Here is a 24119-nt window from a genome sequence, read left to right as displayed (position 1 = left end):
CCTGAAGGGGCCCAAATCCTGAAGGGGCCGACGCTCGTCGGCCCAACTCGCAATCATCTCGCTCTCGACGAACGCCACGCCGCACGCGTTTCGCCTTTCGGCATCCGTGTTCATAAATTGGCCGCATATCCGCGGTAACGCAGACACTTTCCCGACGTATCGTCCTCGCACCAATCGCGCCAGTGCAATGCCGGAGGACGAGCGATGGAAGCACCCGATAGCCTAGCGTGCGCAGCCGCTGGAATGCGGTTCCAGCAAGCGCGTCTCGATGCCATCGCGGCCAACCTCGCCAACTCGAACACGCCCGGGTTCGGCGCACTGGACACGAGCGGTGAATTCTCCGCTCGCCTCACGGCCGCGCGGAACACACAAGGTTCGTTGCGCCCCACCGGAGTGGCCACGGATCTTGCACTGACGGGTCCGGGCTATTTCGCGGTCGCCGCGCCCGAAGGCGTTCGCTATACGCGAGATGGCCGGCTTTCGGCCAGCGGCGACACGTTGCGCGACATTGGCGGCCATGCGTTGCTCGGCTCGCTTGGCGCCGTCCGGTTTCCGCGCGGCGCTTCTGTCGATACGGATGGCCGCATCGTGGCCAGCGGGCGGGTGATCGATCGGCTGCGCGTGGTCGACCTCGGGCAGAGCGCCACACGCGATGCCTCGGGTTACTTCTCAGCGTCCAGCAGCGCTGCCATCCGCCGCTCGGCGGCGCAGATCAGAAGCGGTTTTCTCGAAGATTCCGGCGTCAATCCGCTCTTGGAGATGACGGCGCTCGTATCGGCGCAGCGCGCTTTTGAGGCGGATCAAAAGACCGCCCAGCGCGCAGATGAGACTTTGCGCCGCGCGGTCACAGATGTGCCGGCGGTGCACGCGTGAATCGCGCGCTTGTCGCCGGCGCTGCCGGCATGGCCGCGCAACAGGCTATCATCGACGCGATCTCGGTCAACCTCGCCAACGCTGATACGCCGGGCTATCGCAGCGATCGCCCCGAGTTCGCCGCACTCGTCACCCCGGGCGGTTCGGTGGTCGGCTCGGTTGACGACGGCCAACGAAAGCTCTTCTCGCAAGGCAAGCTCGAATCCACGAACAACGCCGACGACCTCGCGATCGATGGTTAAGGTCTGTTTGAGGTGCACACCACCGCGGGTCGCGCCGCGTTCACCCGCGCGGGGAACCTCACGCCCGATGCGGACGGACGGCTGCGATTGCCGAACGGCGCCGGGCTTGCGGACGTGAAACTGCCGCGCGGCACCACACAGATCAAGATCGCGGCAGACGGCCTTGTCCGCTGCCGGGTCGCCGGAAAGTCTGCCGACGTCATCGCCGGGCACATCCGCCTGTGCGCGTTCGCGGACAACACCAAACTTCGCTTCGACGCGGACGGCCTGTTCTATCCCACGCAAGCGTCCGGCAAATGCTTTCGGGGAACGCCCAGCACGGGCGGCTTCGGATCCGTAAAGCAGCGCTGCCTTGAGCGCGCCAACATCAACGTGATCGGCGCGATGATGGCGGTGCTCGCTGCTCAGCGCGCATATGAAGCAAGCGCGAAGACGGTGCAGGCCGCTGATGAGCTTTTGCGCCTCGCGAACAATCTCGAGCGCGGCTAGAATCACATGACGGATCGGCTCGTGCAGGCGTGCCGCCAATTCGAAGCCTCGCTTCTGAAACAGTCGCTTCTCGAAGCCGGCTTTGGCCGCCGTCTTCAGATCGAAAGCGACTCGAATGGCGACGACGCTGACAAGGCCGCTGCCATCTTCGCCTCAGACGACACGAACGCCGATATTCTGCAATCGCTGTATGCGGACGCCATGGCGCAAGCGATCGCCAATGCCGATCCTTCCGGCTTCAGCACATCACTCGCGACGCAGTTGGAAAGAGCGCATTCATGAATTCCACGCGCCCACGACAAGTGCAATCCTATCCCACGTCCGCCGCGATCGCCTCCGATGCGGCGCTCGAAGAACACGCTCGCGCATACGCGGCATCACGAAACCAAAGCGATCGCTCGCTTGCGTGCGAAGCCGCGCTCCCTATGGTGCGCCGGATCGCGTCCGGCGTCTTACGGCGGCTCCCCTCGTACTTCGTCAGCGACGATCTGATCGGCGACGGCTGCGTCGGATTGCTGCGTGCGCTTGACTCGTTCGATCCGGCTTACGGTGTGTCGTTCGACGCCTGGGCAAGCCGCATCATCCGCGGCGCGATGTTCAATGGCCTGCGGCGCATGGACGCCATCCCCGAGCGAACGCGGCGCGATGCACGCATGCTCGACGCCGCGCGATGGAACCTTGCACAGACGAAAGGCGCGGCGCCGGACGACCATGCGGCAGCCGCGGGCGCCGGCCTCAATGCCGAAAAGCTCGGCGCCGTGCAACTCGCATTGCTCCGAGCCACGCCGGTGTCGCTCGACGCGGCTATGCCGGGTTCGCAATGCGGCACCACGGTCGGCGAGCGTGTTGCCGCAGCCACCGACGATCCCGCCGATGTCGCCGCGCGCCGCGATATCGAACGCGCCGTGGGCGCTGCGGTCAAAGCGTTATCCCCGCGCGAACAGGTCATCATCGGCGCGGCATATGCCGGCTTGTCGACGTTTCGCGAGATCGGTGGACGCCTCGGCATCAGCAAGCAGCGGGTCTCGCAGATCCATAGCAGAACGCTCACGGGTCTGCGCTCGGCACTCGCACAGCATGCCGACTGACCAATGGGCGGGCCGCGATCTTCACCCGCTCTGGCTCCCGTCCGCAATCCGAGCGCGCGAGTCGTCGACGGCGTCGATCAAGCAGCGCAAGGCGGATCACCCGAGTTTGTCGCGGCTCGAACCGACGCGATCGCACTGAGTGCGCGAGCGCTATCTCTGCTTCGCGCTGGGTTGGCGGTCCGCGCGTATGTGATGAGCGGCTGGGAACAAGTCAGGCGCATCGTCACGTTCGCAAACGGGCGCACGCTCGTATTCGAGAACGGGATCTATCGCTGACTGTTCCGCATCCCGAGCGAGGCTGATCCGCGGCCGGTTAGGCCGTGGCTTTCGTATCCAGCCCGAATCGCGCGATCTCTTTGTCGAGATCCAATCGCCTGATGGTCGCGCGAGCGTCGCGTTCGCCATCATTCAGCAGGCGTTCCGGCACCGGCCACATGATCTCAAACTCAAGTCCGTCGGGATCCATCCCGTACAGACTCTTGGTCGAGCCGTGATCCGTCGCGCCGGTCAACTTGCCCGCCGCCTCGAGCTTCTCACGGTAGCCGCGAAGATCGCGCAGGCTCTCAACCTCCCACGCGATATGATATAGACCGACCGTCTCTCGTCCGGCGGCAGACTGCGCAGCCGTCTCGCCGACGGAGAAGAACGCGATATCGTGGTCGTTCGCCGACCCGGGCGCCTGCATGAAGAGCGCGTCTTCCATGCCGAACGCATCGCGAAAACCGAGGACGTCTCGATAGAATGCCGCCGTCTTCTTGGCGTCGCGGACGAATAACACGGCATGATTCATGCGGATGATTGGCATTTGGGATGTGCTCCTGGCGCGCCGGACGGCGACGAGCGGTTACGAGGCGGCTGGTGCCGAGTTCTTCTGGATCTTGGGATCGTCCACGAGCGCGAGATGGCGCGTGAGGAACGATCGCAGATCGTGCTTCACGGTCTCGATCTGATCGCGCATGCGCGCGAGTTCCGACTTGGCGTCGTCGATCTGGCGGCGAACGCCGAGCAGCTCTCCTTCGACTTCCATCTTCGCCCGGTCTTTGATGAGGTCGGTCTCTTTGTGCGCCGCAGCTTTGACTTCGTCGGCTGTGCGCTGCGCAAGCACGAGCGTGCTCTGGAGCGTTTCCTCGATGGCTTTGAAATGGGCGATGCGCTCCCGGAGATCCGTCAGTTCCGACTCGAGCTTGCCGCGTTCCTCGATCTCTACTTCGAGCGACGCGACGATCTCGTCGAGGAACTGGTCCACTTCCTCGCGCGCGTAGCCCTGCAGCGCTTTCTTGAACTCGCGGTGCTCGATGTCGAGCGGCGTGATCTTCACGCGACGATCCTCTAACCTAGTAGCCATCGTACGTGCCTGAGGCAGCGTAGTCGGTGTCTTTGGCGTTGACGTGCACGTTGTTCGGCACGAACAGATAAATGCTTTCGGCGAGGCGCTGCATCTTGCCGTCCATCGTGTAGACGACGCCGCTCAGGAAATCGACGACGCGCTGCTGCAGCGACCGGTCAGCTCCGACGAGATTGACCACCACATGATGGCGCGCGCGCAGCGAATCGGCGAGCTCCGAGACGTCATCGAATCGCCTCGGTTGGTAGACCGAGACGACGGTGCGCCGCGATGTCTTCGCGTCGCGCAGCGAGACGACGGCTGGGCGGCCTTCCTCGTCGAGGAGCTCGTCCTCGAATTCGTCGTCCTCGCCGAGCCCGAAATGGCTTTTGAATTTCGTCCAAACGCCTGCAGCCAGCATCCCTGCCTACCCTTCTCCACGCGGAGCGTCAACTCGTTTCGGCGGCCGTGCTCCGAACAGCGCCGTTCCCAATCTCACCATGGTCGAACCTGCGGCAACCGCGGCCTCAAGATCCGCCGACATGCCCAACGACAAGGTCGGCTCGTCGCCGCACAGCGGCCGGACCGCGTCGAACATCCGTTCAGCGCGTTCGAACGCTGTAGGGATCTGCGCCGGATCATCGGGACCGATTGCCATGATCCCGCGCAGCCGCAGATGTTCGTAGCGGGCGACCTGCGCGGCGAATCCGGAAGCGTTTTCGAATGCGACTCCGGCTCGCTTGTCGCCGACGACGTTCACCTGTACGAGCACGTCCAGCCGCTTTGACGCGGCCTGCGCCGCGCGGTCGAGCGCGTCGGCGGCGGCCTTGTCGTCCAGCGATTGGACGACGTCGAAAAGTTCCGCGACTCGCTTTGCTTTATTGCGCTGCAGCCCGCCGATGAAATGGCGGCGCGCCGATGCGCCGGCGCTCGCCGGCAGCGCTGCGAACTTCGCGGCGGCTTCCTGCAGGTAGTTCTCGCCGATGTCGGTCAGCCCAAGCTTCACGGCCGCTGCCATCGCCTCCGGACCGAATCCTTTGGTCACTGCAAGCACCGCGACGGTCTCTGGCCGGCGCCCGCATTGTGCGCACGCACGTGCGACCCGGTCGCGCACTTTTTGAAGGTTGATCGCGACAAGCCGCTCGAACGAAGCGCCTTCGGATTCGCTCAAACGTTCGATACGTTCCAACCTGCGGTCCAACTATCCTGGGCCTTCTGCCTTTCGAATCTGAAGGGGCCGACGTCAGTCGGCCCGCGTTCTAAATATCTGAAGGGGCCGACGTCAGTCGGCCCAGGTTTTGTTCGCTTGGGCCGACTGTCGTCGGCCCCTTCGGGTCAAGATTTCGGATCTAATCGAGCCATGCGTTCGTCGCGAAAGTCGGCAAACCGCCCGCTGAGAATCGCGTCGCGCGCGCCTGAGGCAAGCCGGATCATGAACGTGATATTGTGCAGACTGATCAGACGTGCGCCGAGCATCTCTCCCGCCCGCATGCAGTGGGCGAGATATGCACGCGTGAATCCGGCGCACGCGGCGCAATCGCACTCGTCATCCAGCGGCGTGAAATCGTCGGCGAAGCGCGCGTTGCGGAGATTGAGACGCCCCGCCGAGGTGAGAGCGAGCGCGTGGCGGGCGCAGCGCGTCGGATAGACACAGTCGAACATGTCTACGCCGGCACCGATCCCGGCGAGGAGATCTTCGGGCGTGCCGACGCCCATGAGATAGCGCGGCTTGTCAACGGGCAGTTCATCGCACGCAGCGCGCGTCATCGCTATGCTCGACGCGCGATCTTCCCCAAGCCACAATCCGCCGATCGCGTAGCCGGGGAAATCCAGCGACACGAGATCGCGTGCATTCGCGCGCCGCACGTCTTCAAACGTCGCGCCTTGCACGATCGCAAACGTCAACTGATCGTCGCGCGTCTTGGCGCGAAGCGAGCGCTCCGCCCAGCCGAGAGTGCGTCGCGCGGCGTCGGCGATGCGCTCGCGATCTGCATCTGATGGTGCGACGTCGTCGAGGACCATCGCAATGTCGCTTCTCAGCGTCTCCTGCAACGCGACGACCGATTCGGGCGTGAACGTATGGCGTGTGCCGTCGAGATGCGACGAGAAATGATATCCGGTGTCGTCGACGCGCGAAAGCTTGCTCAGTGAGAACACCTGGAAGCCGCCGCTGTCCGTGAGGATAGCTTTATCCCACGACATGAATCCATGCAGTCCGCCGGCACGTCCGATGATCTCGGCGCCCGGCCGCAGATAGCAGTGGTACGCGTTCGCGAGGATGATGCGTGCGCCGCTCGCGTGCAGTTCGTCCGGTGCAAGGCCCTTGACGGCGGCTTGCGTGCCGACCGGCATGAAGACGGGCGTCGGCACGTCGCCGTGGCGCGTATGCAGGACGCCGGCTCGCGCTTCGCCGTCGACTTTCTCAAGCGTGAACGCCGGATGCACCGCCTTCATCCGGCGCGTTCTGCGCGCAAGCGCGACACGAGTGCGGCGAAGTCGTCTGGCCACGGCGATGTGAACGAGAGCGCCTCGCCTGAGACCGGATGTACGAAGCGCAAGCGAGCGGCGTGCAGCGCTTGACGATGCATGCCGAGATTGTCGCGGCCGGCGCCGTAGGCGCGATCGCCGACGATCGGATGACCGATCGCCGCGCAATGGACCCGTATCTGATGCGTGCGGCCCGTTTCGAGGCGCAGTTGCAAGAGCGTGACATCGGTCGATGTTCCCTGTTTCCCGAGCAGCTCGGCGACGCGGAAATGCGTGACGGCCCGCCTGCCCTCGTCGCGCACGGCGAAGCGCGTGCGGTCTTCGGGATCGCGGCCTATCGGCGCATCGACCGTTCCGCTCGCTTGTGCGATCCTGCCCCAGACGAGCGCGTCGTATTCGCGTTGGATCTCGCGTCGTGCCATCGCCTCCGACAGACCGCGCATGGCGCGCTCGCTCACGGCGACGACGAGCAGTCCGCTCGTGTCCTTGTCGAGGCGATGCACGATGCCCGGACGCAAGACGCCGTTGATCGCGGGGAGTGGGCCGAGCGCCGCGAGCAACGCATTGACGAGCGTTCCGCGAGCGCTTCCCGGAGCCGGGTGTGTCGCCATGCCGGCAGGTTTGTCGACGACGCAGATGTCGGCGTCCGAATAGAGGATCTTGATGGGGATGCGTTCAGGCAGAGCGGCCGGTGCGCTGTCCGGCGGGAGCATGACGTCTACGCGGTCGCCATCGGCCAAGATATACGAAGCGCGCTCCACTGATCCGTTGACGCGCACGCACCCGTCACGGATGAGCGCCGCGCTTGCGTGGCGAGACCGGTCGAGATGGCGCGCAACTGCAAGATCGAGACGGCTGCCGGACTCGTCCATCGTGGCCGTGAACGCCACGCTGCCGGTCACGGCGCCTGGGCGGCCTTCTGCTTGTCGTGGATGAGCATCCGGATAAGAAGCAAAATGACGCCGACGGATATCGCCGAGTCAGCCACGTTGAAAACCGGCCACACACGGAAGTCGATGAAGTCAACGACGTAGCTCAAGCGCATGCGATCTGCGATGTTGCCGATGGCGCCGCCGAGTATCATGCCGAAGGCGATATGCGTGGTCAGGCCGGCGTTGCCCGTGCGCCGGTACCAGAGGAAGAAGCCGATCAGCACGACCGACGCAAAGGTCGCGAGCAGCAGCGGATGGGATCCGAACAGTCCGAACGCGCCGTGCGTGTTCTGAACGTACGTCAGATAGAGAACGTGCGGGATGACGATGCGGCTCTCATCCGGCAAGAACGTGCTTGAAACGACATGTTTCGTGTACTGGTCGCCCGCGACGATGAGCGCGGCGACGATGACGAAGACGATCGACAGTGTCTTGGCCCTCTACTTCTTGACGTCGTACGCGGCGACTAAGCTTTCGATGCTCTGACCCGTGAGATACGAGATATAGACCGGCACGAGCGGCAGCACGCAAGGTGAGATGAACGACACGAGTCCGGCCAGGAAGACAGCGCCGATCGTGATGACGTCGCCCGACGCTTCCGGTCCGGTGCCGACATTCGCAAGCGCCGGGAACGTCTCATACAGCCACGCCGTGAATCGAAGGAACGAATCGGTGAATAGGACGAGCCCGGTCGCGACCACGAGAAGACCGGCGACGAATTCGATCGCCGGCAAAAACCGTTTGATGCGATTGAGGAACGGCAGCACGTAATGCAAGCCGATCGCGGTCGCCAGCAGCGGCACGCCGAGTCCCATTGAATAGATGAAGAGCAGCCAAATCGCCTGACCAACCGTCTGCTGCGCGCTTGCCATCGCGAGAACTGCCGCGAGTATCGGTCCGATACACGGCGACCAGCCTGCAGCGAAGCCGACGCCGACGAGCACGTCGCCGGCATATGACACGCCGCCCTTGCGGAATTGCAACCGTTTGTCCATCGCGAGGAACGGCAGCCGGAACAGGCCCATCATATTCAGGCCAAGAATGATGATGACGATCCCAAGCACGCGCGTTATGGCCGTTCGATACTCTTCGAACAGCGTTCCGAGCGCGCTTGCCGAAGCGCCGGCCGCTATGAATACGAGCGTGAATCCGAGGATGAAGAACAGCGAGTGGATGACGACGTCCCGGCGTCCGGCGCCCGGTGAGGCCGCCGCGCCGACCGCTTGCGTGCTAGAACTCATATCTGCTGTGCGGCCTGCCGTCCTTGATTTCGCGCTCTCGCGTGACGAAGGAGATTCTGCTTGACCGCTGCGCTAGCAACGGCATCGCATTGGTTTACGTATCCGAATATCAATCCGGTTGCATTCCATATCGGAATACTTTCAGTCCGATGGTATGGCATCACATACCTTATCGGCGCCATGCTCGTCTACCTCCAGATGCAGCGAGCCGGAAGTCGAGCGCGCACCGGCATGACTGTCGATCAGGCACAGGAATTCGTCGTGTATGCCATGATCGGCGTCGTGTTGGGCGGACGGCTCTTCTTCTTGTTGGCCGATGTGCTGACGCCGGCTTCGGCCGGCGGCAATTCGATCTCACACTACATTCAGAATCCCATCGACATCATCGCGATCTGGAAGGGGGGCATGGCGTTTCACGGCGGCCTGATCGGCGCGATCGTCGGGATCCTGCTTTTCGTCCGCCGCAACAAATTGGCTTTTTATCCCGTCGCGGACGAAGCGGCGCTTTGGATTCCGGTCGCGATCGCACTGACGCGCTGCGCCAACTTCATCAATGGTGAGTTGCCCGGCCGGCTGACCGCGTCGCCCGTGGGAATTCTATTTCCGGACTACCCCGGCTATCGATATCCATCGCAGCTCTTCGAAGCGGTCGGCATGCTCGTCATCGTGTTACCGCTGCTCTGGTGGATCCATGGCGCCGTTCGCAGACGCGACGGTCAGGTGTTGTGGGCCTTTATCGCGGGCTACGGCCTCGTGCGCACGATCGTCGAATTCTATCGCGAGCCCGGCATCGTGTTCCTCGGACTCACCGGCGCGCAATATCTGACGATCGCTATGTTCATCCTTGGCCTTGTGATGTATTGGCAGGTCTCTCGCCCGCGGCCGACCACAAGTGCGAGCGGCCGCGTCCGCGCCGCGTGAGATTCGGCCCCCGGCCAATGGAATAACGGGCCGACGTCAGTCGGCCCAGCGAATGAAACGTGGGCCGACTGGCGTCGGCCCCTTCGGGCTCTTTGTCAGACTCGAGCAACAGTCACTTCGAATGGGCCGCGCGACAGATCCCACTTCGTCGCGAGCGTCTGCTCCTTGATATAGTCGCACCATTCGGTCGCCGCGTTGAACATGTCGTCGTCGGCCGTGATCGAGAGCTCGATGCGATCGCTCACGTTCAGGCCGGCTGCTTTGCGCGCATCTTGGACCGCACGCACGATTTCCCGCGCCGCACCCTCCAGTTCGAGCGCACGGTCGAGACGCGTGTCGAGCGCGACCAGCATGCCGTCGCCTTCGGCAAATGCGAAGCCCTGCGCGGATTTGCTGTCCACAAGCACGTCGTCCGGCTCGAGCGAGAACGTCTTGCCGTCCGTCCGGACATCGAACTGCTTGCCCGCGGCGACCGCTATCGCGACGGAGCGCGCATCGGCCGACGCGATAGCCTTGCGAAGCGCGCCGAGTTCCTTGCCGAAGCGCGGCCCGAGCCGCGGAAGATTCGGACGCAGACCGTATTCGATGAACGACGCGTCGATGCCGACGACTTGAACGTCTTTCACGTTGAGCTCGTCGAGCACGAGCGCGCGAAAGCGGCGCAGCGCCGCATCGTCGCCCGCCGTGCGTGCGCGCACGAATGCGATGGAAAGCGGCTGACGCGTCTTTACCTTTGCGGTCGCGCGCGCTTGGCGGCCGAGCTCCACCGCCCGGCGCACTGCATCCATCTGCGTCAGCAATGCGTCATCGATCGCAGCCGATCGGACGGCCGGCCAGCTCGCGAGATGCACGCTCCCCGGCGCAGATGCATCCATGGGCGCGACGAGGTGACCATACAGCGATTCGGCGAGAAACGGCATGAACGGCGCGATGAGCAGCGTGACGCCGGTGAGACATTCATAAAGCGTCCGAAACGCCGCGCGTGCATCGTCGCCGGTCGCCGATCCCCAGAAACGATCGCGCGAGAGGCGCACGTACCAGTTCGAGAGATCGTCGGCGAACGTCTCGATGGCCTTTCCAGCCGATGCCGCGTCGTACGATTCGAGCGCGCGCGTGACGTCGCCGATCGTGACATCCAGCCGGCCGGCGATCCAACGATCCATCTCCGGGCGGCTAGCGAGCGGCACATCGGCGGGCACGCCTACGCGTTCGGCATTTGCGTACATCCCGAAAAACTTCGCCGTGTTCCACAATGTGTTGATGAAGCCGCGCGCGCCGTCCGCAACGAGTTCTAGCGAGATCCGCTTGCTGGCGCCGGGCGCCGAACCGGTGAAGAAATACCAGCGCAGCGCGTCGGCGCCCAGCGTATCGAAAATCGAATACGGGTCAACGATGTTGCCTTTGCTCTTGGACATCTTCTCGCCGCTCGCGTCCACGACGTGGCCGAGGCAGATCACGTTCTTGAACGCGGGCGTATCGAAGAGCATCGTCGCGATCGCGTGCAGCGAATAGAACCAGCCGCGCGTCTGATCCACGGCCTCACAGATGAAGTCGGCCGGGAAGAGGACGCCGTTATCGATGTCCGCGGCGTGCTCGAACGGATAGTGCCATTGCGCGTACGGCATCGAGCCCGAATCGAACCAAGCGTCGATCACTTCGGGCACGCGCCGATACTCGCGCCCATCGCGCACGAACGTCACGTCATCGATCGCCGGGCGGTGCAGGTCGAGTCCGGTCAGGTCGCGCCCGCACAGAGCCGAAAGCTCTGCGATCGAACCGATGCAATGGAAGCGCTCGCCGTCGGTCCAAAGCGGCAATGGCGTGCCCCAGAACCGCTCGCGCGAAAGTGCCCAGTCCACATTGTTCTCAAGCCAATTGCCGAACCGGCCATACTTCACGTTTTCCGGCACCCAATTGATCTCGTCGTTGAGCGCGAGCAGGCGGGCCTTGCGCTCGGTCGTGCGGATGAACCACGCGGTCTTCGCGATGTAGAGCAACGGGTCACCGGTGCGCCAGCCGAACGGATAGCTGTGGCGGAACGTCTCGGCGCGGAACATCAGACCGCGCGCCTGGAGATCGTGGATGATCGGCTTGTCGGCGTCTTTGAAGAATAAGGCCGCCGCGACGGTCACTTCCGGCACGACGTGGCCGGTGAGGTCCACGCTATAGTAGATAGGAAGGTCGCGCGCCTTGCCGATCGCGAGATCCTCCGGACCGTACGCCGGCGCAATGTGCACGATGCCGGTTCCGTCTTCGGTTGTGACGAAAGATTCTGCGACGACGTAGTAGCGGTCACGCTCATCGCGGCAATAGTCGTATAGCGGCAGGTAACGGATGCCTGCGAACTCGGCGCCGCGAGTTCGGCGCTCGACCGTGACGGCTTCGTCGCGGAAAACCTTCGCTAACAACGGTTCGGCGACCACAAGCTTCTCGCCGTCACGCGCGACCGTGCAATAGGTGACGTCGGGATGGACCGCGAGCGCCATGTTGGCCGGCAACGTCCAAGGCGTCGTCGTCCACGCGAGGAACGACGTCGCGGGATCGTCTTTCCAGCGGAAGCGGACGAACACCGATGGGTCGTCCACGTCCTTGTAGCCTTGCGCCACCTCGTGATCGGAAAGCGTCGCGCCGATGCGCGGATCGTACGGCACCGACTTGTAGTCTTGCTGGATGAGTCCCTTATCCCAGAGTCGCTTGAGCAGCGCCCAGACGCTTTCGATGTAGTCGTTTGAGAGCGTGAAGTACGCGTCGTTGAGATCTACCCAGTAACCCATGCGCTCGGTCATGCGGTTCCAGTCGCCGACGTATTCGTGGACGCTCTCGCGGCAGAGGCGCGTGAATCCCTCGATGCCGACTTCCGCAACGATGCGGCTCTTGTCGAAAATGCCGAGCTTGCGTTCTACTTCGTGCTCGACCGGCAGTCCGTGCGTATCCCAGCCCGCTTTGCGCAGCACGCGCTTGCCGCGCATCGTCCAAAAACGCGGGAAGAGATCTTTGAACGCGCGGGCCAGCACGTGGTGCACGCCCGGCTTGCCGTTGGCCGTGGGCGGGCCCTCATAGAAGATATACGGCTCGCCGCTCTTCGTCTGTTCGAGCGATCGCGCGAAGACGTTATCGCGCTTCCAAAACTCGAGGATCTCGTGTTCGCGTCGCGGCGAATCGGGCTGGTCGGGCATGACGGGAAAGAGCTGCGACGCTTTGCGCTCGTCGCTCACGTTTGCGTGCTGCCCTTCTTCGAGAGCGCGGCGAAAATCGTATCGTGCGTCACCGTGCCCATGAGCGATCCGCCGTCGAAAACCGGCAGTTCGCGCACGGTGTGCATCTCGAGCTGGGAGAGCGCATCGCAGGCCGCGGCATCCGCATTGATGCTCGACAACCGATGCGCCGGCGTCATGACGGCGCGAACGGGCGTTACGTCCCAAAGATTGTGCGGCACGGCGCCCGTGTCGCGCACGGCGATCAGGCCGATGAACCGGCCATCGTCCACAACGGCGTATGCCGCCGAAGGATCGGCGACGACGATCGAGCTCACAAACGCGGAGACCGACGTTTCAGCCGGCACGGAGATGAGTTTCGGCGAAAGACACTCGGTCACGCGCATACGCTCGAGCGCGAGATTAATGCGTGCCTGCCGCGCGCTGACCAACGACGCCTGGAACAGAAATCCGCCGATGACCACGGGCCACAGCGCGAACGACCAATTCGGATCCGTGTGGTACGAGAGAATCGCAAACAATATTCCGGTGAGGATCAGCATCGAGGCGACGACGGAACTGATCAGCGCCGCGAATCCGGTCGCGCGCGCTTGGCTCTTCAGCGATCGCCATAGAGCAGCCCGAACGATTCGGCCACCGTCGCTTGGAAAGGCCGGCAGAAGGTTGAAGAGGCCGAGCAATGCGTTGCCGAGCGTCAAGAATTCCGCCAGCGCCCAACCCCACTCAAAGTGGACTGCGCGGAAGACGAGCCAGAGCAGTCCGAAGAGCGCGGAAAGACAGAAGCTCGCGAGCGGTCCGGCGCCAGCCATCCACACTTCATCCGATGGAGAACCGGGCTCGCGCAGGATCGTCGCGACGCCGCCGAAGAGGAACAGCGTGATATTGCCGATCGGAATGCCTTGGCGTCGGGCGACGAATGCATGGGCGAACTCGTGGACCACGACGCTCGCGAACAACAGCAGACTGACCGTCAGCCCGAGCGCCACTCGCTGCGCGTGCGAGAGCGGAAAGTCGAGCAGCGACGAGCCTTCGAACGCGGAGTACGCGAAAAGCGCATACACGATCAGCCAACTCGGGTGAACGCCGATCTCGATCCCGGCGATGCTGCCTATCCGAACGGTCCAACGAAGCCGCATAGCGGCCCTTTCCGTTTCCCCGCCGCGGTTTCCGCCAACAAACGTTCGCGCTTTCCCTGAAGCGGCCGACGCTAGTCGGACCGCGCGACCAAGATGTGGGCCGACTGGCGTCGGCCCCTTCAGCTAATTTGCGTGATGTGGGCCGACTGGCGTCGGCCCCTTCAAATTTGCCGACTGGCGTCGGCCCCTTCAGGCAAGCGGAGAGCGGGTGACGCGCTCCACAAGTTCCTGCAGCCAGTCAAAGGAGAGGCGGGCTCGCGCGGCAAGGGGCGGCGTCGCCGCCGCGAGATGCGCGGCGAGCGCAGGCCGGCGATTCCAGAAGCCGTCGGCCAATTCGTCCACTTTCGTACCCGGAACGAGCGCCGCTTGCGGATAGGACAAGTTCTGCATCAGCGCGCCGATCTTCGGATCGTACGGCACGGCGATGAACGGAACGGCCGCGAGCGCTGCGACGATCAAAGCGTGCAGCCGCATCGAGACGACCGCCGAGCAAGCGCGGATAATCGCTGCCAGCGACGGCAAGTCGTAGCCTCCGGCGAGCAGCACCGGCGCGCTCTTGCAGCGCCGGATCACGTGCGTCGCTGCGTCGGCATCATCGGGCGCCTGCAGCGGAACGAGTATGACTTGCGCCCGATGTTCGAGCGCGAGTCTGTCGACAAGCGCCGCAATCTGCGGCAGCAGTCGATCGAAGATGGCGGCGTGGCGCACGATCACGGCGACCATGTCGCCCTGCACGCCGCGCAAGCCCTCGCGCGCGAGCACCGCTCCGCCTGCGGCGGGTTCCGGTAGGTCCGCGGCCAAAACGGGATCTGCAGCGAGGCGCACATCGACGCGCGGCAACAGCGACCGCAGCAAGGTTGCGCTGCCCTCGTCGCGCACGCAAGCCAATTCGATATCGCAGCACGTGCGCCGGACGATCTGCTTGCCGAGAAAATCGAGCGGACCGATGCCCTGGGCGAATATCGCCGCCGGCCGGTTCGCGGTCTGTGCCTCACGGATCACGCCCGCGTAGTAGATGAGGCTGCGCAAGCTCGTGGCGGTCTGAAGCAGGCCGCCGCCGCCGCTGACGACGACATCCGATGCGCGCACCGCCTCCTGTACTGTGCGCCACTCCATTCGAGGAAGCGCGCGGACCCCGAATGTTTCCGCGGTCTGTTGCGGCTTCGCCGACAGCACTGTCAAAGTGTCGTCGGGTCTGCGCCGCCGCCATTCGTCGACCATGACGCGCAAGATCGCCTCGTCGCCGAAATTCCCGAATCCCCAGTAACCTGATAGCAGCAGCGACGCCGGCCGCGAGGTCATCGCTCGCCGGGGGCCGCCTGCCGCGCGAAGGACAGACGATAGACGATCTGGAGCACGACGCCGATCGCAAATCCGAGCACGACACCGTTGATCGTCCTCAAGATGCCCACGTACAGCGGTGTATGTATATGAGAGAACGTGTCGAGCACGTCGGCAAGTCCGACCCCGCCCGCCAGCACAACGAGCCATCCGATGAGCGCGCGATGCCGCGCGAGAAGCGCTGGAAGCAAGACGATGAGCGGATAGCCGATCGCGAATTCCTTGAAGCGCGGCCTCGCGCCGGTCAATTGGGCGAGCCAGCCGCGCAGCTGTGTCTCGATGCCGGACACGCCGATGTCAGGCTGGTTGCCCGACCGCAAGACGAGCAGAACGGCTGCGCCGGCGAGCAGCACGAGCGCGGCAAGGTGCCATGCCTTTATCGGCGCGCTTGCCGCATCGCCCGGTTTGGCCGCGGCGCCGAACTTCGGTGTGAATGCATATAATAGAAGCAACACGAGCGGCGGCACGACGAGCAGCATCTTGACGCCGGCGAACATCTCGATTTCCAGCATGAATGCGGCCTGTGCCAAGAGAGCCGTCAGGTATACGGCGCCGGCGCAGGCAATAGCCACGCACGTCACGAGGGCCAACCCACCGTCCGCAACGGTCCGCGTCAGGGCCGCTCGCGGATCGGGTTCGCGCAGGAACCAGCGCGCGAGCGACGTGCCGGCAAGCACCGCAAAAGTCAGCGCCGCGCCCAGCGCCGCGGCCTTGCGCACGAACTCATCGTGATGGATGGCAAATGCGCCCCAGTACGCCACAACGCTCGCGGCGTACAGCGTCCACGACATCCACGGGCGCGCCGCACCATACGCATCGAGCAAGAGAATGAAAGCAGCTGCAGCTCCGAGCACGGCGAGGAACCAGAGCACCGGCAGCGGACCGCCCTTGAAGTCCACGAACACGCCTGGCCGCCCCTCGCGAAAGCCGTTGGCGGCAAGGCGATCGCGCAGCTCGCTCAACATCGTGAGGTTTGTCTGCTCGGCGGAAAGCGTCTGCAGTGATCCGTCGGGAGCCGTCGTCTGGATCACGTGCGGAAACGTGCGCAGGTAGATGACGCGGATATTCCGCTCGCGCACGCCGAGCACGTACGTCCCGACGACGTCGTCGAGCTGCATCTTCTGCAAAAGCGGTTGGGCGATCGCTTGGACGCGAACGGTCTGCCCAGGGATCTCGCGCCCGAGCGACTGCGTGCCTTTTTGCACTTGGTCGTCCGAGTACGCTTCCACGTCGCCAAAGTTGGCATGCGAGCTCTTGAACTCGCCGGCCGTTGCGTCGAGTTGGAACGGGAAGCCGAGAACCTCGTTGCGCTGACCGAAAAAGATGATGGTACCGATCTCGCCGCCGCGCAGCATCTGATCGAAGACCGCACCTATCCCGCCGGGATCGAGCCGTTCGTTGTTCTGCACGCGCGGGTCTACGAGCAGTCCGAGGCGGCGAACGCGTGCGGCGAAATCTTGCGGAATGCCGAGGCCGATCGAATTGAAGAAATCAAGCTGCGTCTTGACGGCGATGAGTGCCGGAAGACGCGCACGCAGCACGCGGACGGTCTTCGGCTCGAACTGCGTCCGCAGCACGGCGCGATAGCGATCGAGCGTCGGGCGGTCGTAGACGAGGATGTAGACGCTGAGCGGATCGATGGACTTGTTGCGGACCATCGCCGCGAGCATCGGATCGCCCAGGGGGGAGGTCCGCGCGGCGTTGATGATCTGCTGACCCGACTGCACGTACGCGCTCGAACCGTCGTTGACGCGCTGGCCTTGCTCTTCGTATACGGCGACGGACGTCAGGCCGGCACGGCGCATCTCGCGCAGCAGTTCATCAAGATCGTAGCCGTAGGCTTGCGCGAACTGGACGAGATCTTGCTGATCCATCGTGACTTCGACGGAGCGGTTCTGCGCTTCGTAGCGCCAGCGATCGAACGCGACGGCAAGAGAAGCGAGAAGGCCAAGCGCGACGAGAACGACGGCGATGCGTCGCGGCATGGAAATGCGCATGGGGTCGAGCCTTTGCGCTCAACCCCATCGTTGCCTGTCATCGCATCGCGCGCTAAGAAGTCCGGTTCTTGAGCTCGTCGGCGGCTTCGCGCAATTTCCCGGCGGCGAAGTCCAGCGCGGCGGCCGCGGCTTCTACCGATAGGCGCGCGACGTGTTCGCCTTTTTCCGCTGCGATTCGCGCGAATTCTTCCATGCGTTCTGAGAAACGGCCGTCGCGAAACGCCTGTGCGACGCGATCGCCTGGCCACTGCCACGTGCTTCCGTATACACCGGCGGCGCCGATGCGGCGCGCGCACTCTTCAGGCGTTCCCAGCACGGCGAGTTGCGCGCGCACGACGTCCTCGTCGATCATGATCTTCGAGGCGGCGCTCGCAGCTTGCGCGCACGCAGACGAGATGTCTTGGTGGAGCCGGTCGGCTGCAGCCAAGCGGGCGGATGGCGGGAGCGGCAAAGCGTTGCGCACGCTGTCCACATAGGTGTTCAGCAGGACTGTGGCATCGGATGCGAATTGCATGGTCATAGATTCGGCCCCATGGTGAAAGAGTCTGCCGGAACGAGCCGGCGTTGTAGTATATCGCCGGATGCGGCAGCTTGTTTCAGCGGTTCCAAGACAACGGTCGCGGTCTGTCCCGAGGCAAGACTGCCAAGTACGATGCTCGTGCCCGATGGCGTTGCGACAGCAGTCGTACCGGTGGCGCTCGCCACGCGGACGGCGCCCGGCGTGTCGAGCGTCAACCCTGATATCGCGGCCGGCGCAGTGACCCGCACCGTCTCGGCATCGCCGTTGAACGACGTCGCGATCTGCACGCGGCTTCTGTTCAGCCAGAAATTCCCGAACGAATCCAAATCCCCGACCCAGAATCGCCCTTTGACGTGCGCGTAGAGCGCGAGTTCCGTCGGCAATTTATCGGCCACCACGTCCGGATGGATCAGGACGACGCAGACACCGTGCAGCACGGCTTCATCGTCCAGCACCTTGTTGAAGTCGGTGACGAGCGGCAGCATGGGCACTTTTGAGTCGGTGATCAGGATCGGAAATTCGGTGACGGCGGATTCATGATCGTACGAGCCGTCTGCAAGATGACGAAACGGAAAGACGGTCAAGAGATTGCCCGCGGTATACGAGGAATCGAAACGGTAACCGCTGCGCGTCAGCGCTTCGAACTGGCGCGGATGGATGTAGAGATATCCCGAGCGGAATGCGTCGACCGCGATCCCCGACGCGGCGCCATCCAGCAACGCCTTGCTGACCAGCATTTCGCCGAGAAGGGATCCGCCGAGCGTGCGGCCCTTGACCACTTTCGAGCCTCCGGCGACCACTTTAGGGTGGTAGTTCGACGGCGTCTCTGTGCCCGTCCCAAACGGGTATTGCGAGAAATCGCGGGCGTGCGCGACCGTATGGCTTGCGATATCGCCGCCGAGTGAAAAGACTTGGACCGTATTCGCTTTGCCCGTCGCATCGAAGAACGCGGAGTCGGCTTGGTCGTTCACGTTCTTGGTCTGTATGAAGTACGTGGCGCGGATGCCGTGCGCGTGCTCGGCTTTGGCGTACGCGACCATGTTGATGATGGAGAGCGAGTAGTCCACGTCATGCGTGAAGATCAGTGCGCCGGTCATGCCGTCGGGAACGGTGTCCAACGTGACCGCGCCGCGCACGTAGGCGAGATACCAGTCGCGCACGACGTACTGCGGCGAATCTGCGCTCGGTTCGAAGTGGTTGTCGTACCAGCGAAACGAATCCGGCGCGTGATTGTTCTGCGGTATGACGACGAGATCATAGAGCGCCGCCCCAAGGGCGATGACGCGGCCGCGCCCGATCGGCCGGACGGTGATCGCGCCGGATCCGTCGTCGAAATGCGCGATGATCCGCGCGCCGCTCCCCGCGATGGGCGTCACGCTCTGCGTCACGTCGGCCGTGTTCTCTTTCGGGTTGCCGATCTCAATCGTCTGCGATTGCCACGCTCGCAAGTGCGCGAGTCCTGGGTCGCCCGACGAGACGTCGAAGTGCAGTTCATAGCGCTTTTGCGATGCGATCGTCGGCTTGATGCCCGCGAGATCTTGCGCGCCCATAGATTCCGGATCGTTGATGATGAGCGTGCCGCCGCCGTTGGCGTAAGCGCGCATGGCGGCTTCTACCGACGCGGTCATCTCATCGCCGCTCAGTTCGCCGGCGACGATCACCATCGGCTGCCGCAGCGCTTCGGTGACATCGTGCGTCACGAAGAGCGGGATGCCCATGCTCGTGGCAATATGACGGTCACCTAGCGGATCGTATGTCGGTGAGAGGACTAAGGACGCTGCCGCGCGCGGATCGCGCGAGTCTTGTGTCGCGGCCCCGACGGGGTGGGCATAAAAAAAGCACGCCGCCGCAAAGAACACGGCGACGGCGCTGGCCCTGGACTTTTTCATCTCTATCCTTATAGGCGAATCGCCACGTTGAGCTGGAGTGTATTGGCTGAATAAGGTATCGGCAGCCCACCCCTGCCCCCGGAGTAGCGCACGACGGCATCGTCCACCGAAAACGTCATGCGCGTCGTATCCAACGTGATGTACGGTTCCAGTCGAAAGATCCCGGTCGCTCCGGTCGGTCCATAGAACGTGGTCGTCGTGCGCGTGCCGGTCGTGAGCTGCACGCCGCCGCTCACGTGGTCGTTCACGCGCTCGGAGTAGGTGAGTGCGAGCGTCGCGTCGCGTTGCGCGAGATAGTCGTAGTAGCCGTGCGAGTGGTTGATCAGGTTGTAGGGCGGCTTCAGATTATTCGACGAGTACGAGTAGCTGTTCGCAAATCCGGCATCGCGGTAATTGATGTCTCCCACAAGCGACGCGTTGGCAAAATTCAGCGGTTGCGTCCGGTTGACGTCGAGGTCCAATTCCCGAAACGTGTTCCCGTCGCTGTAGTACGCCGATTGGAGCGCGACGCCCGCCATGTTGCGGCCGAAGCGATGATCGCCGTTCACGGCAAGCGTGGTCAACCGGATGACGGCCGACTGCCCGTTGAGCACCGGAACGCCGCCGTTCGCCGCGATGCTGCCGTCTACGCCGCCGTAGACCAAGCTTGCGCCGTAATCGTTCAACCCGGACGAACCCGAGAAAGCGAAAGACATGTCTGTCGTCGCGGCTTGACCGATGAACCTCGATTCGTCGGCGCGCAGATCGAAGCTGGCTGCGGCGCTGCGTGAGTAGCCGGCGACCACGCCGATTCGATCGGCGGACGTGGATACGCCGCCGCCGGCGATGGAATATCGCGCCGCATACAAGCCGAAGTAGGTCGCCGGATCTGAGTAGAACCGCTGCACGAGTTGGAGGTTGCGTTCCAGGCCATCGCTGCCGGTCGTCGTGACGGCGGTGACGTCGGTGAGCGGCGCGATGCGCAGGTCGACTTGCCGAAGTATGTCGAGCGCGTCGCCGTCTTCGGGTGCCAATGCCACCGCGCGGCGCGCGATCGATTGTGCGGTCGCCAGATCGCCCTCCCAATACGCGACGCTCGCGAGGCCGACGAGAGCATCCACGTCGGTGGGTTGCGCTGCGAGGACCTGTTCGTAGTCCGCGCGCGCGCCGCTGAGCCGGTTCGTATACGATTCCACGGCAGCCAGTCCAACGCGAGCGTCGCCATTCTTCGGATCTTTCGCGAGCACCGCGCGATACAGTTTCTCGGCGTCTGCGTATTTGCTCGCGAACGTGTACGTGTCGGCGAGGCCGACTTGCGCGTCGGTGTCGCCCGCGTTCGCTTTGAGTTCAGCGGTGAATTGGGCTTCGGCATCGGCGTAATCGTGGTTGTAGGCGTAGGCGCGCCCGAGAAGCACGCGCGCCTCGCCGTCGGTCGGGTCTTTTGCGAGGACCGCGTCCAAGACCGCGATCGCTTTTCCCTGCGCTCCGGTATAGGAGTACGCCTGCGCGAGTGCCACTGCCACGTCGCGGTTCGAAGGATCGGCGCGATAGACCGGTTCGAGCAGCGCGATCGCCTGCAGCGGGCGGCCGGTGTTCATCAACGACTTTGCCGTTGCGACTTGGGCGCCCGGATCGGGCGCGGAGGTCGGCGCGCTCGTCGGCGGAATGGCCGTCGTTCGTGCGCGCGCTTCGCCGGCACTCACGAACACGAGCGCGGAACTCGCTGCGAGGAAGAGAGCGGCCACGGCGATGCTGCTGCGCAACGATTCCCTCAAGTGTGCGGGGGCAAGAGGCGCGCGCGAAATGGTCGAAGGCCGCAACGTGATCGCCTCGCGCCGGCTCCGCGCCGGATCACCGCGACCTTCGAAGGCGGGGCGTGGTGCGCCTCCAGCCCCATGACGGTCAACGTCACGTGCACGGTCTGCGACGATGCGCCGGCGTGCGCGGGCTGCATCGCCGCTACGCGGCTTCTTTCATCCGCCGGTCATTCGACCTATCACACGTCGCGTTATTCAGCGCTGCGCGCGGCGGCCGCCGGGTCGTTCGGCTTCGAAGCGGTTATCGTGCCGATCGGATCCAACGAGCGAGCGGTCGCAGACGCGGCGGTGAGCGTTCTAGCGGACAAGCGAGTGGCGTTCGTCCTCGATGATGCGGCGCGACCACCCGTCGCACTGCCGCCGCACTTTGCGATTCTGCGCCGCACCCGATTCGATCAAGGCGCATTCTCACTCGATTGGTTGACGTCGCCCCCGCCCGCGGCTGCGCCGTCCGACGAAACGCATGCAGCCGCCGCTTCAGCGGGCGTGGACGACGACGACCGGATACGAGCAACACGTCGCATCCACGCATATGCGACGACACAACGTCAAGAACTGGCGACGCGCGACAGCCCGTCCGTCGGACTCGACATGCTCGCCGTATTGGAAGATGAAGTGCACTGGTGGCGCGCGAGCGGCAGCGGTTTCGGCATCGTGCTCTTGCACATCGGCGGTCTCTTCGAGCACGCAGCGGACGACGCCAACCGCGAAGCTACTGCGGAAGCCTTGTTCGCCGCCGTGCGATCGGCGGCCCGACACGGCGATACGGTTGCTCGTCAGCGCGAGGACTATGTCATCATTCTGCCTGAGGCCGATGCCGACGGCGCCGCGAACGTGGCACGCCGCGTCGCTGCGGCGCTCTCGCTCGCGCACGAAGGACTGCCGCCGCGTCCGCGGCGCGCCAAAGGCCTTGCGGCGTGGAGCGCCGGCGTCGCAGCGTGCCCGGGCGATGGATCATCGAGCGAGGCTCTCATCGCGCGGGCAAGCGCGACATTGCGTCCGTTCGATCAATGGATGAGAGAGCGGTGAAAGACGACCGCGAACCGGCGGACGCATACGATCGCGGCGAGCTCACGGTCGCGCGCTTCAACGACTCGTGCCGTGATTGCAGTCACTCCCGACCATCGGGGCGCTCGTTTCTCTGCGAGCACAAACAGATGCGTGTGTTTGCAGATGCGACATGTTCGTCATTCGCGCCGCGCGATCCGGGCTTGCCGTTCGCGACGCTTGCTGTCCGCCGCGCGCTTTATCATGCGAATCTCACTGTAGAGATCGCCATCGAACAACATATGGAATTGCAGACGCGCGTCGCAGCCGCAAACGGCGGACGAGTCGGCTAGAATCTCTGCCAACCCTCACGGCCGGTTCATCCATCGCTCATGCGCCCGCGGCGTCCGCAACGTATCCTTACGACATGAAACGGTCGCGCTATTCGCGCGGCTCACTTTGTCGAAAGGATAACTTATCCAATGCGCACTCAATTTGCAAGCGCGCTTCTCGCGACCGTCCTCCTCGCCGGATGCGGCGGCGCGGGCAGCGGCGTTCTCACGAATCCCGGCGGCGGGAATCCCGGCGGCGGCGGGTCGCAATCGCAGTCCACGACGCAAGCCGAAGCGCAATCTTCCATGGGCACCGTGCAGGACGACAATCTCACCGTCGGTCTCTTCGACGGCACCGCCGGCGCGACGCTCAATGCGGCGCGGCGGAATGCCGACGTCGCAACCGGCACTTGCCGCGACGGCGTTGAACGAACCGTGACGCACGTCAGCTCGACCGAGACGATCTACGAGACCAAGTATTTCTACGATAACGGCTGCACCGTTCTTGCCAAGGACGTCGTCGCCGACGTCGTGCAGAACACACAGTCGAATGAGACGATCAGTCGTACGGCGACGTGGTACAACCATGCCAACACCGTACTCGGCGAGCGCAAGAGCCAGTATGCGATCACCGGAGCGCCGGGCAACTTCTCTGCGGTGATCACAAGCGACTTCTTCATCGGCACTTCGACATCGCCGGAATCGCAGCGCGGACACCAGATCACGGTGTCGCCGGCCGGCAATAATGTCTACAACGTCGCGGGCAACGGCGGCTGGGTGGACAACGACGGCGTGCCGAAGATCAACGAGTCGTTCGGCGGCCAAGGCCAATTGCAAGGCGTCACCGCAACCGTAGACGGCGCGGGCGACGTGACGTTCGCCGGCTCGCACCTCGAGACGATCTCGAAGGGTTCGCTCGGCAGCATCACGTTGTCGTCCACACCGCCCTTCACGATCAGCGGCGGCTCGGTGCTCGGCGATCGCACGGCGAGCGGGTCCGTCGAGTTCGATGCGAACGGCAACTTGGTCGCGCTCTCGATCAATGTCTCGCTCATCAATGGCGGCTCGGCCGTCATGACGAGCTCGGGCACGCCGCCGACGGTCAGCATCAACGGCACGATCATGAACTCAAGCAGCACCGTGGTCGCGACGTTCACGGTCGACCAATACGGCGACGGCGTCATCACCTACGCGAACGGCCAGCAAGGCATCATCCTCGACTGGCACGTGGTCGACTAACCGAATCAACGAAAACGCGGAGTCGGGACGAAGAGGCCGGTCATTGACCGGCCTCTTTCTCGCGTCATCG

General features: G+C 64.0%; 25 protein-coding genes. 10 read left to right on the top strand and 15 right to left on the bottom strand.

Annotation, left to right across the window (positions count from 1 at the left end):
- Positions 1 to 204: 204 nt before the first annotated feature.
- From VKT51_12075 to VKT51_12050, 6 genes are read left to right on the top strand one after another with little or no spacing between them, the layout of a single operon-like run.
- Positions 205 to 873, top strand: a complete 669-nt coding sequence (locus VKT51_12075; protein HLJ84901.1) for a flagellar basal body rod C-terminal domain-containing protein — start codon at positions 205 to 207, stop codon at positions 871 to 873.
- Entirely contained in the window at positions 870 to 1115 is a 246-nt protein-coding gene (locus VKT51_12070; protein HLJ84900.1) for a flagellar hook-basal body complex protein, read from the top strand. The genes VKT51_12075 and VKT51_12070 overlap by 4 nt, the downstream gene beginning before the upstream one ends.
- A gap of 12 nt (positions 1116 to 1127) precedes the next feature.
- Positions 1128 to 1604, top strand: a complete 477-nt coding sequence (locus VKT51_12065; GenBank protein HLJ84899.1) for a flagellar basal body rod C-terminal domain-containing protein — start codon at positions 1128 to 1130, stop codon at positions 1602 to 1604.
- Between the two features lie 6 nt (positions 1605 to 1610).
- Positions 1611 to 1886 carry a hypothetical protein gene (locus tag VKT51_12060; GenBank protein HLJ84898.1) on the top strand — a complete coding sequence of 92 codons (276 nt, stop codon included), beginning with the start codon at positions 1611 to 1613 and terminating at the stop codon, positions 1884 to 1886.
- Positions 1883 to 2692, top strand: a complete 810-nt coding sequence (locus VKT51_12055; GenBank protein HLJ84897.1) for a sigma-70 family RNA polymerase sigma factor — start codon at positions 1883 to 1885, stop codon at positions 2690 to 2692. The genes VKT51_12060 and VKT51_12055 overlap by 4 nt, the downstream gene beginning before the upstream one ends.
- 3 nt (positions 2693 to 2695) lie before the next feature.
- Entirely contained in the window at positions 2696 to 2968 is a 273-nt protein-coding gene (locus VKT51_12050; GenBank protein HLJ84896.1) for a hypothetical protein, read from the top strand.
- A 37-nt stretch (positions 2969 to 3005) separates the two neighbouring features.
- Here the strand turns inward: VKT51_12050 and VKT51_12045 are convergent, their stop codons facing one another.
- From VKT51_12045 to VKT51_12010, 8 genes are all read right to left on the bottom strand, one after another.
- A complete protein-coding gene (locus VKT51_12045) occupies positions 3006 to 3497 on the bottom strand; it encodes a VOC family protein (protein ID HLJ84895.1) in 492 nt (163 codons plus the stop codon).
- Positions 3498 to 3536: 39 nt separating this feature from the next.
- Positions 3537 to 4010 carry a DivIVA domain-containing protein gene (locus VKT51_12040; protein ID HLJ84894.1) on the bottom strand — a complete coding sequence of 158 codons (474 nt, stop codon included), beginning with the start codon at positions 4008 to 4010 and terminating at the stop codon, positions 3537 to 3539.
- Positions 4011 to 4026: 16 nt separating this feature from the next.
- The gene (locus tag VKT51_12035) at positions 4027 to 4437 is read right to left on the bottom strand and encodes a cell division protein SepF (GenBank protein ID HLJ84893.1); all 411 of its coding nucleotides are present in this window, start codon (positions 4435 to 4437) and stop codon (positions 4027 to 4029) included.
- A 6-nt stretch (positions 4438 to 4443) separates the two neighbouring features.
- The gene (locus tag VKT51_12030; GenBank protein HLJ84892.1) at positions 4444 to 5187 is read right to left on the bottom strand and encodes a YggS family pyridoxal phosphate-dependent enzyme; all 744 of its coding nucleotides are present in this window, start codon (positions 5185 to 5187) and stop codon (positions 4444 to 4446) included.
- Between the two features lie 164 nt (positions 5188 to 5351).
- On the bottom strand, positions 5352 to 6470 hold the full coding sequence (gene tgt, locus VKT51_12025) for a tRNA guanosine(34) transglycosylase Tgt (GenBank protein ID HLJ84891.1): 1119 nt from the start codon (positions 6468 to 6470) through the stop codon (positions 5352 to 5354).
- Positions 6467 to 7405, bottom strand: a complete 939-nt coding sequence (locus VKT51_12020; GenBank protein HLJ84890.1) for an RluA family pseudouridine synthase — start codon at positions 7403 to 7405, stop codon at positions 6467 to 6469. Before VKT51_12020 ends, tgt begins: the two co-directional genes overlap by 4 nt.
- Positions 7402 to 7845 (bottom strand): signal peptidase II, encoded by a 444-nt coding sequence (gene lspA / locus VKT51_12015; protein ID HLJ84889.1) that lies wholly within the window; start codon positions 7843 to 7845, stop codon positions 7402 to 7404. Before lspA ends, VKT51_12020 begins: the two co-directional genes overlap by 4 nt.
- A gap of 30 nt (positions 7846 to 7875) precedes the next feature.
- Positions 7876 to 8676, bottom strand: coding sequence for a cytochrome c biogenesis protein CcdA (locus tag VKT51_12010; GenBank protein HLJ84888.1), 801 nt, complete (start codon positions 8674 to 8676; stop codon positions 7876 to 7878).
- 60 nt (positions 8677 to 8736) lie between these two features.
- On the opposite strand from VKT51_12010, the gene lgt reads away from it, so the two are divergent.
- Positions 8737 to 9597, top strand: coding sequence for a prolipoprotein diacylglyceryl transferase (lgt, locus tag VKT51_12005; GenBank protein HLJ84887.1), 861 nt, complete (start codon positions 8737 to 8739; stop codon positions 9595 to 9597).
- Between the two features lie 95 nt (positions 9598 to 9692).
- Here the strand turns inward: lgt and ileS are convergent, their stop codons facing one another.
- The 7 genes from ileS to VKT51_11970 all read right to left on the bottom strand — a co-directional run bounded on the left by ileS (position 9693) and on the right by VKT51_11970 (position 21437).
- Complete coding sequence (gene ileS / locus VKT51_12000; GenBank protein ID HLJ84886.1) at positions 9693 to 12812, bottom strand: isoleucine--tRNA ligase; 3120 nt, start codon at positions 12810 to 12812, stop codon at positions 9693 to 9695.
- Positions 12809 to 13948 carry a site-2 protease family protein gene (locus VKT51_11995; protein ID HLJ84885.1) on the bottom strand — a complete coding sequence of 380 codons (1140 nt, stop codon included), beginning with the start codon at positions 13946 to 13948 and terminating at the stop codon, positions 12809 to 12811. The genes ileS and VKT51_11995 overlap by 4 nt, the downstream gene beginning before the upstream one ends.
- Before the next feature lie 189 nt (positions 13949 to 14137).
- Entirely contained in the window at positions 14138 to 15250 is a 1113-nt protein-coding gene (csaB, locus tag VKT51_11990) for a polysaccharide pyruvyl transferase CsaB (GenBank protein ID HLJ84884.1), read from the bottom strand.
- On the bottom strand, positions 15247 to 17286 hold the full coding sequence (locus VKT51_11985) for a DUF5693 family protein (GenBank protein ID HLJ84883.1): 2040 nt from the start codon (positions 17284 to 17286) through the stop codon (positions 15247 to 15249). The genes csaB and VKT51_11985 overlap by 4 nt, the downstream gene beginning before the upstream one ends.
- 52 nt (positions 17287 to 17338) lie before the next feature.
- Entirely contained in the window at positions 17339 to 17800 is a 462-nt protein-coding gene (locus VKT51_11980) for a hypothetical protein (protein HLJ84882.1), read from the bottom strand.
- Positions 17801 to 17802: 2 nt separating this feature from the next.
- On the bottom strand, positions 17803 to 19695 hold the full coding sequence (locus VKT51_11975; GenBank protein ID HLJ84881.1) for a hypothetical protein: 1893 nt from the start codon (positions 19693 to 19695) through the stop codon (positions 17803 to 17805).
- A gap of 8 nt (positions 19696 to 19703) precedes the next feature.
- Positions 19704 to 21437 carry a tetratricopeptide repeat protein gene (locus tag VKT51_11970; GenBank protein HLJ84880.1) on the bottom strand — a complete coding sequence of 578 codons (1734 nt, stop codon included), beginning with the start codon at positions 21435 to 21437 and terminating at the stop codon, positions 19704 to 19706.
- A gap of 132 nt (positions 21438 to 21569) precedes the next feature.
- Here VKT51_11970 and VKT51_11965 point away from each other — a divergent pair, with 132 nt between their 5' ends.
- From VKT51_11965 to VKT51_11955, 3 genes are all read left to right on the top strand, one after another.
- A complete protein-coding gene (locus VKT51_11965) occupies positions 21570 to 22520 on the top strand; it encodes a hypothetical protein (GenBank protein HLJ84879.1) in 951 nt (316 codons plus the stop codon).
- On the top strand, positions 22517 to 22831 hold the full coding sequence (locus tag VKT51_11960) for a hypothetical protein (GenBank protein HLJ84878.1): 315 nt from the start codon (positions 22517 to 22519) through the stop codon (positions 22829 to 22831). Before VKT51_11965 ends, VKT51_11960 begins: the two co-directional genes overlap by 4 nt.
- 129 nt (positions 22832 to 22960) lie before the next feature.
- Entirely contained in the window at positions 22961 to 24049 is a 1089-nt protein-coding gene (locus tag VKT51_11955; protein HLJ84877.1) for a hypothetical protein, read from the top strand.
- Positions 24050 to 24119 lie beyond the last annotated feature (70 nt).

This window comes from Candidatus Eremiobacteraceae bacterium (assembly GCA_035295225.1).
In the GTDB taxonomy this organism is placed as follows: domain Bacteria; phylum Vulcanimicrobiota; class Vulcanimicrobiia; order Eremiobacterales; family Eremiobacteraceae; genus JABCYQ01.
Note: the sequence above shows the minus strand (reverse complement) of the source record. Positions and strands in the feature narration are given on the sequence as shown.

Coding starts and splice junctions, on each gene's coding strand:
- VKT51_11985 (HLJ84883.1), bottom strand. CDS start 17,286: ATGCGCATTTCCATGCCGCGACGCATCGCCGTCGTTCTCGTCGCGCTT.
- VKT51_12010 (HLJ84888.1), bottom strand. CDS start 8,676: ATGAGTTCTAGCACGCAAGCGGTCGGCGCGGCGGCCTCACCGGGCGCC.
- VKT51_12045 (HLJ84895.1), bottom strand. CDS start 3,497: ATGCCAATCATCCGCATGAATCATGCCGTGTTATTCGTCCGCGACGCC.
- tgt (HLJ84891.1), bottom strand. CDS start 6,470: ATGAAGGCGGTGCATCCGGCGTTCACGCTTGAGAAAGTCGACGGCGAA.
- VKT51_12035 (HLJ84893.1), bottom strand. CDS start 4,437: ATGCTGGCTGCAGGCGTTTGGACGAAATTCAAAAGCCATTTCGGGCTC.
- VKT51_12060 (HLJ84898.1), top strand. CDS start 1,611: ATGACGGATCGGCTCGTGCAGGCGTGCCGCCAATTCGAAGCCTCGCTT.
- VKT51_11955 (HLJ84877.1), top strand. CDS start 22,961: ATGCGCACTCAATTTGCAAGCGCGCTTCTCGCGACCGTCCTCCTCGCC.
- VKT51_12075 (HLJ84901.1), top strand. CDS start 205: ATGGAAGCACCCGATAGCCTAGCGTGCGCAGCCGCTGGAATGCGGTTC.
- VKT51_12050 (HLJ84896.1), top strand. CDS start 2,696: ATGGGCGGGCCGCGATCTTCACCCGCTCTGGCTCCCGTCCGCAATCCG.
- VKT51_12055 (HLJ84897.1), top strand. CDS start 1,883: ATGAATTCCACGCGCCCACGACAAGTGCAATCCTATCCCACGTCCGCC.
- csaB (HLJ84884.1), bottom strand. CDS start 15,250: ATGACCTCGCGGCCGGCGTCGCTGCTGCTATCAGGTTACTGGGGATTC.
- VKT51_11995 (HLJ84885.1), bottom strand. CDS start 13,948: ATGCGGCTTCGTTGGACCGTTCGGATAGGCAGCATCGCCGGGATCGAG.
- VKT51_11975 (HLJ84881.1), bottom strand. CDS start 19,695: ATGAAAAAGTCCAGGGCCAGCGCCGTCGCCGTGTTCTTTGCGGCGGCG.
- VKT51_11965 (HLJ84879.1), top strand. CDS start 21,570: ATGACGGTCAACGTCACGTGCACGGTCTGCGACGATGCGCCGGCGTGC.
- VKT51_11980 (HLJ84882.1), bottom strand. CDS start 17,800: ATGCAATTCGCATCCGATGCCACAGTCCTGCTGAACACCTATGTGGAC.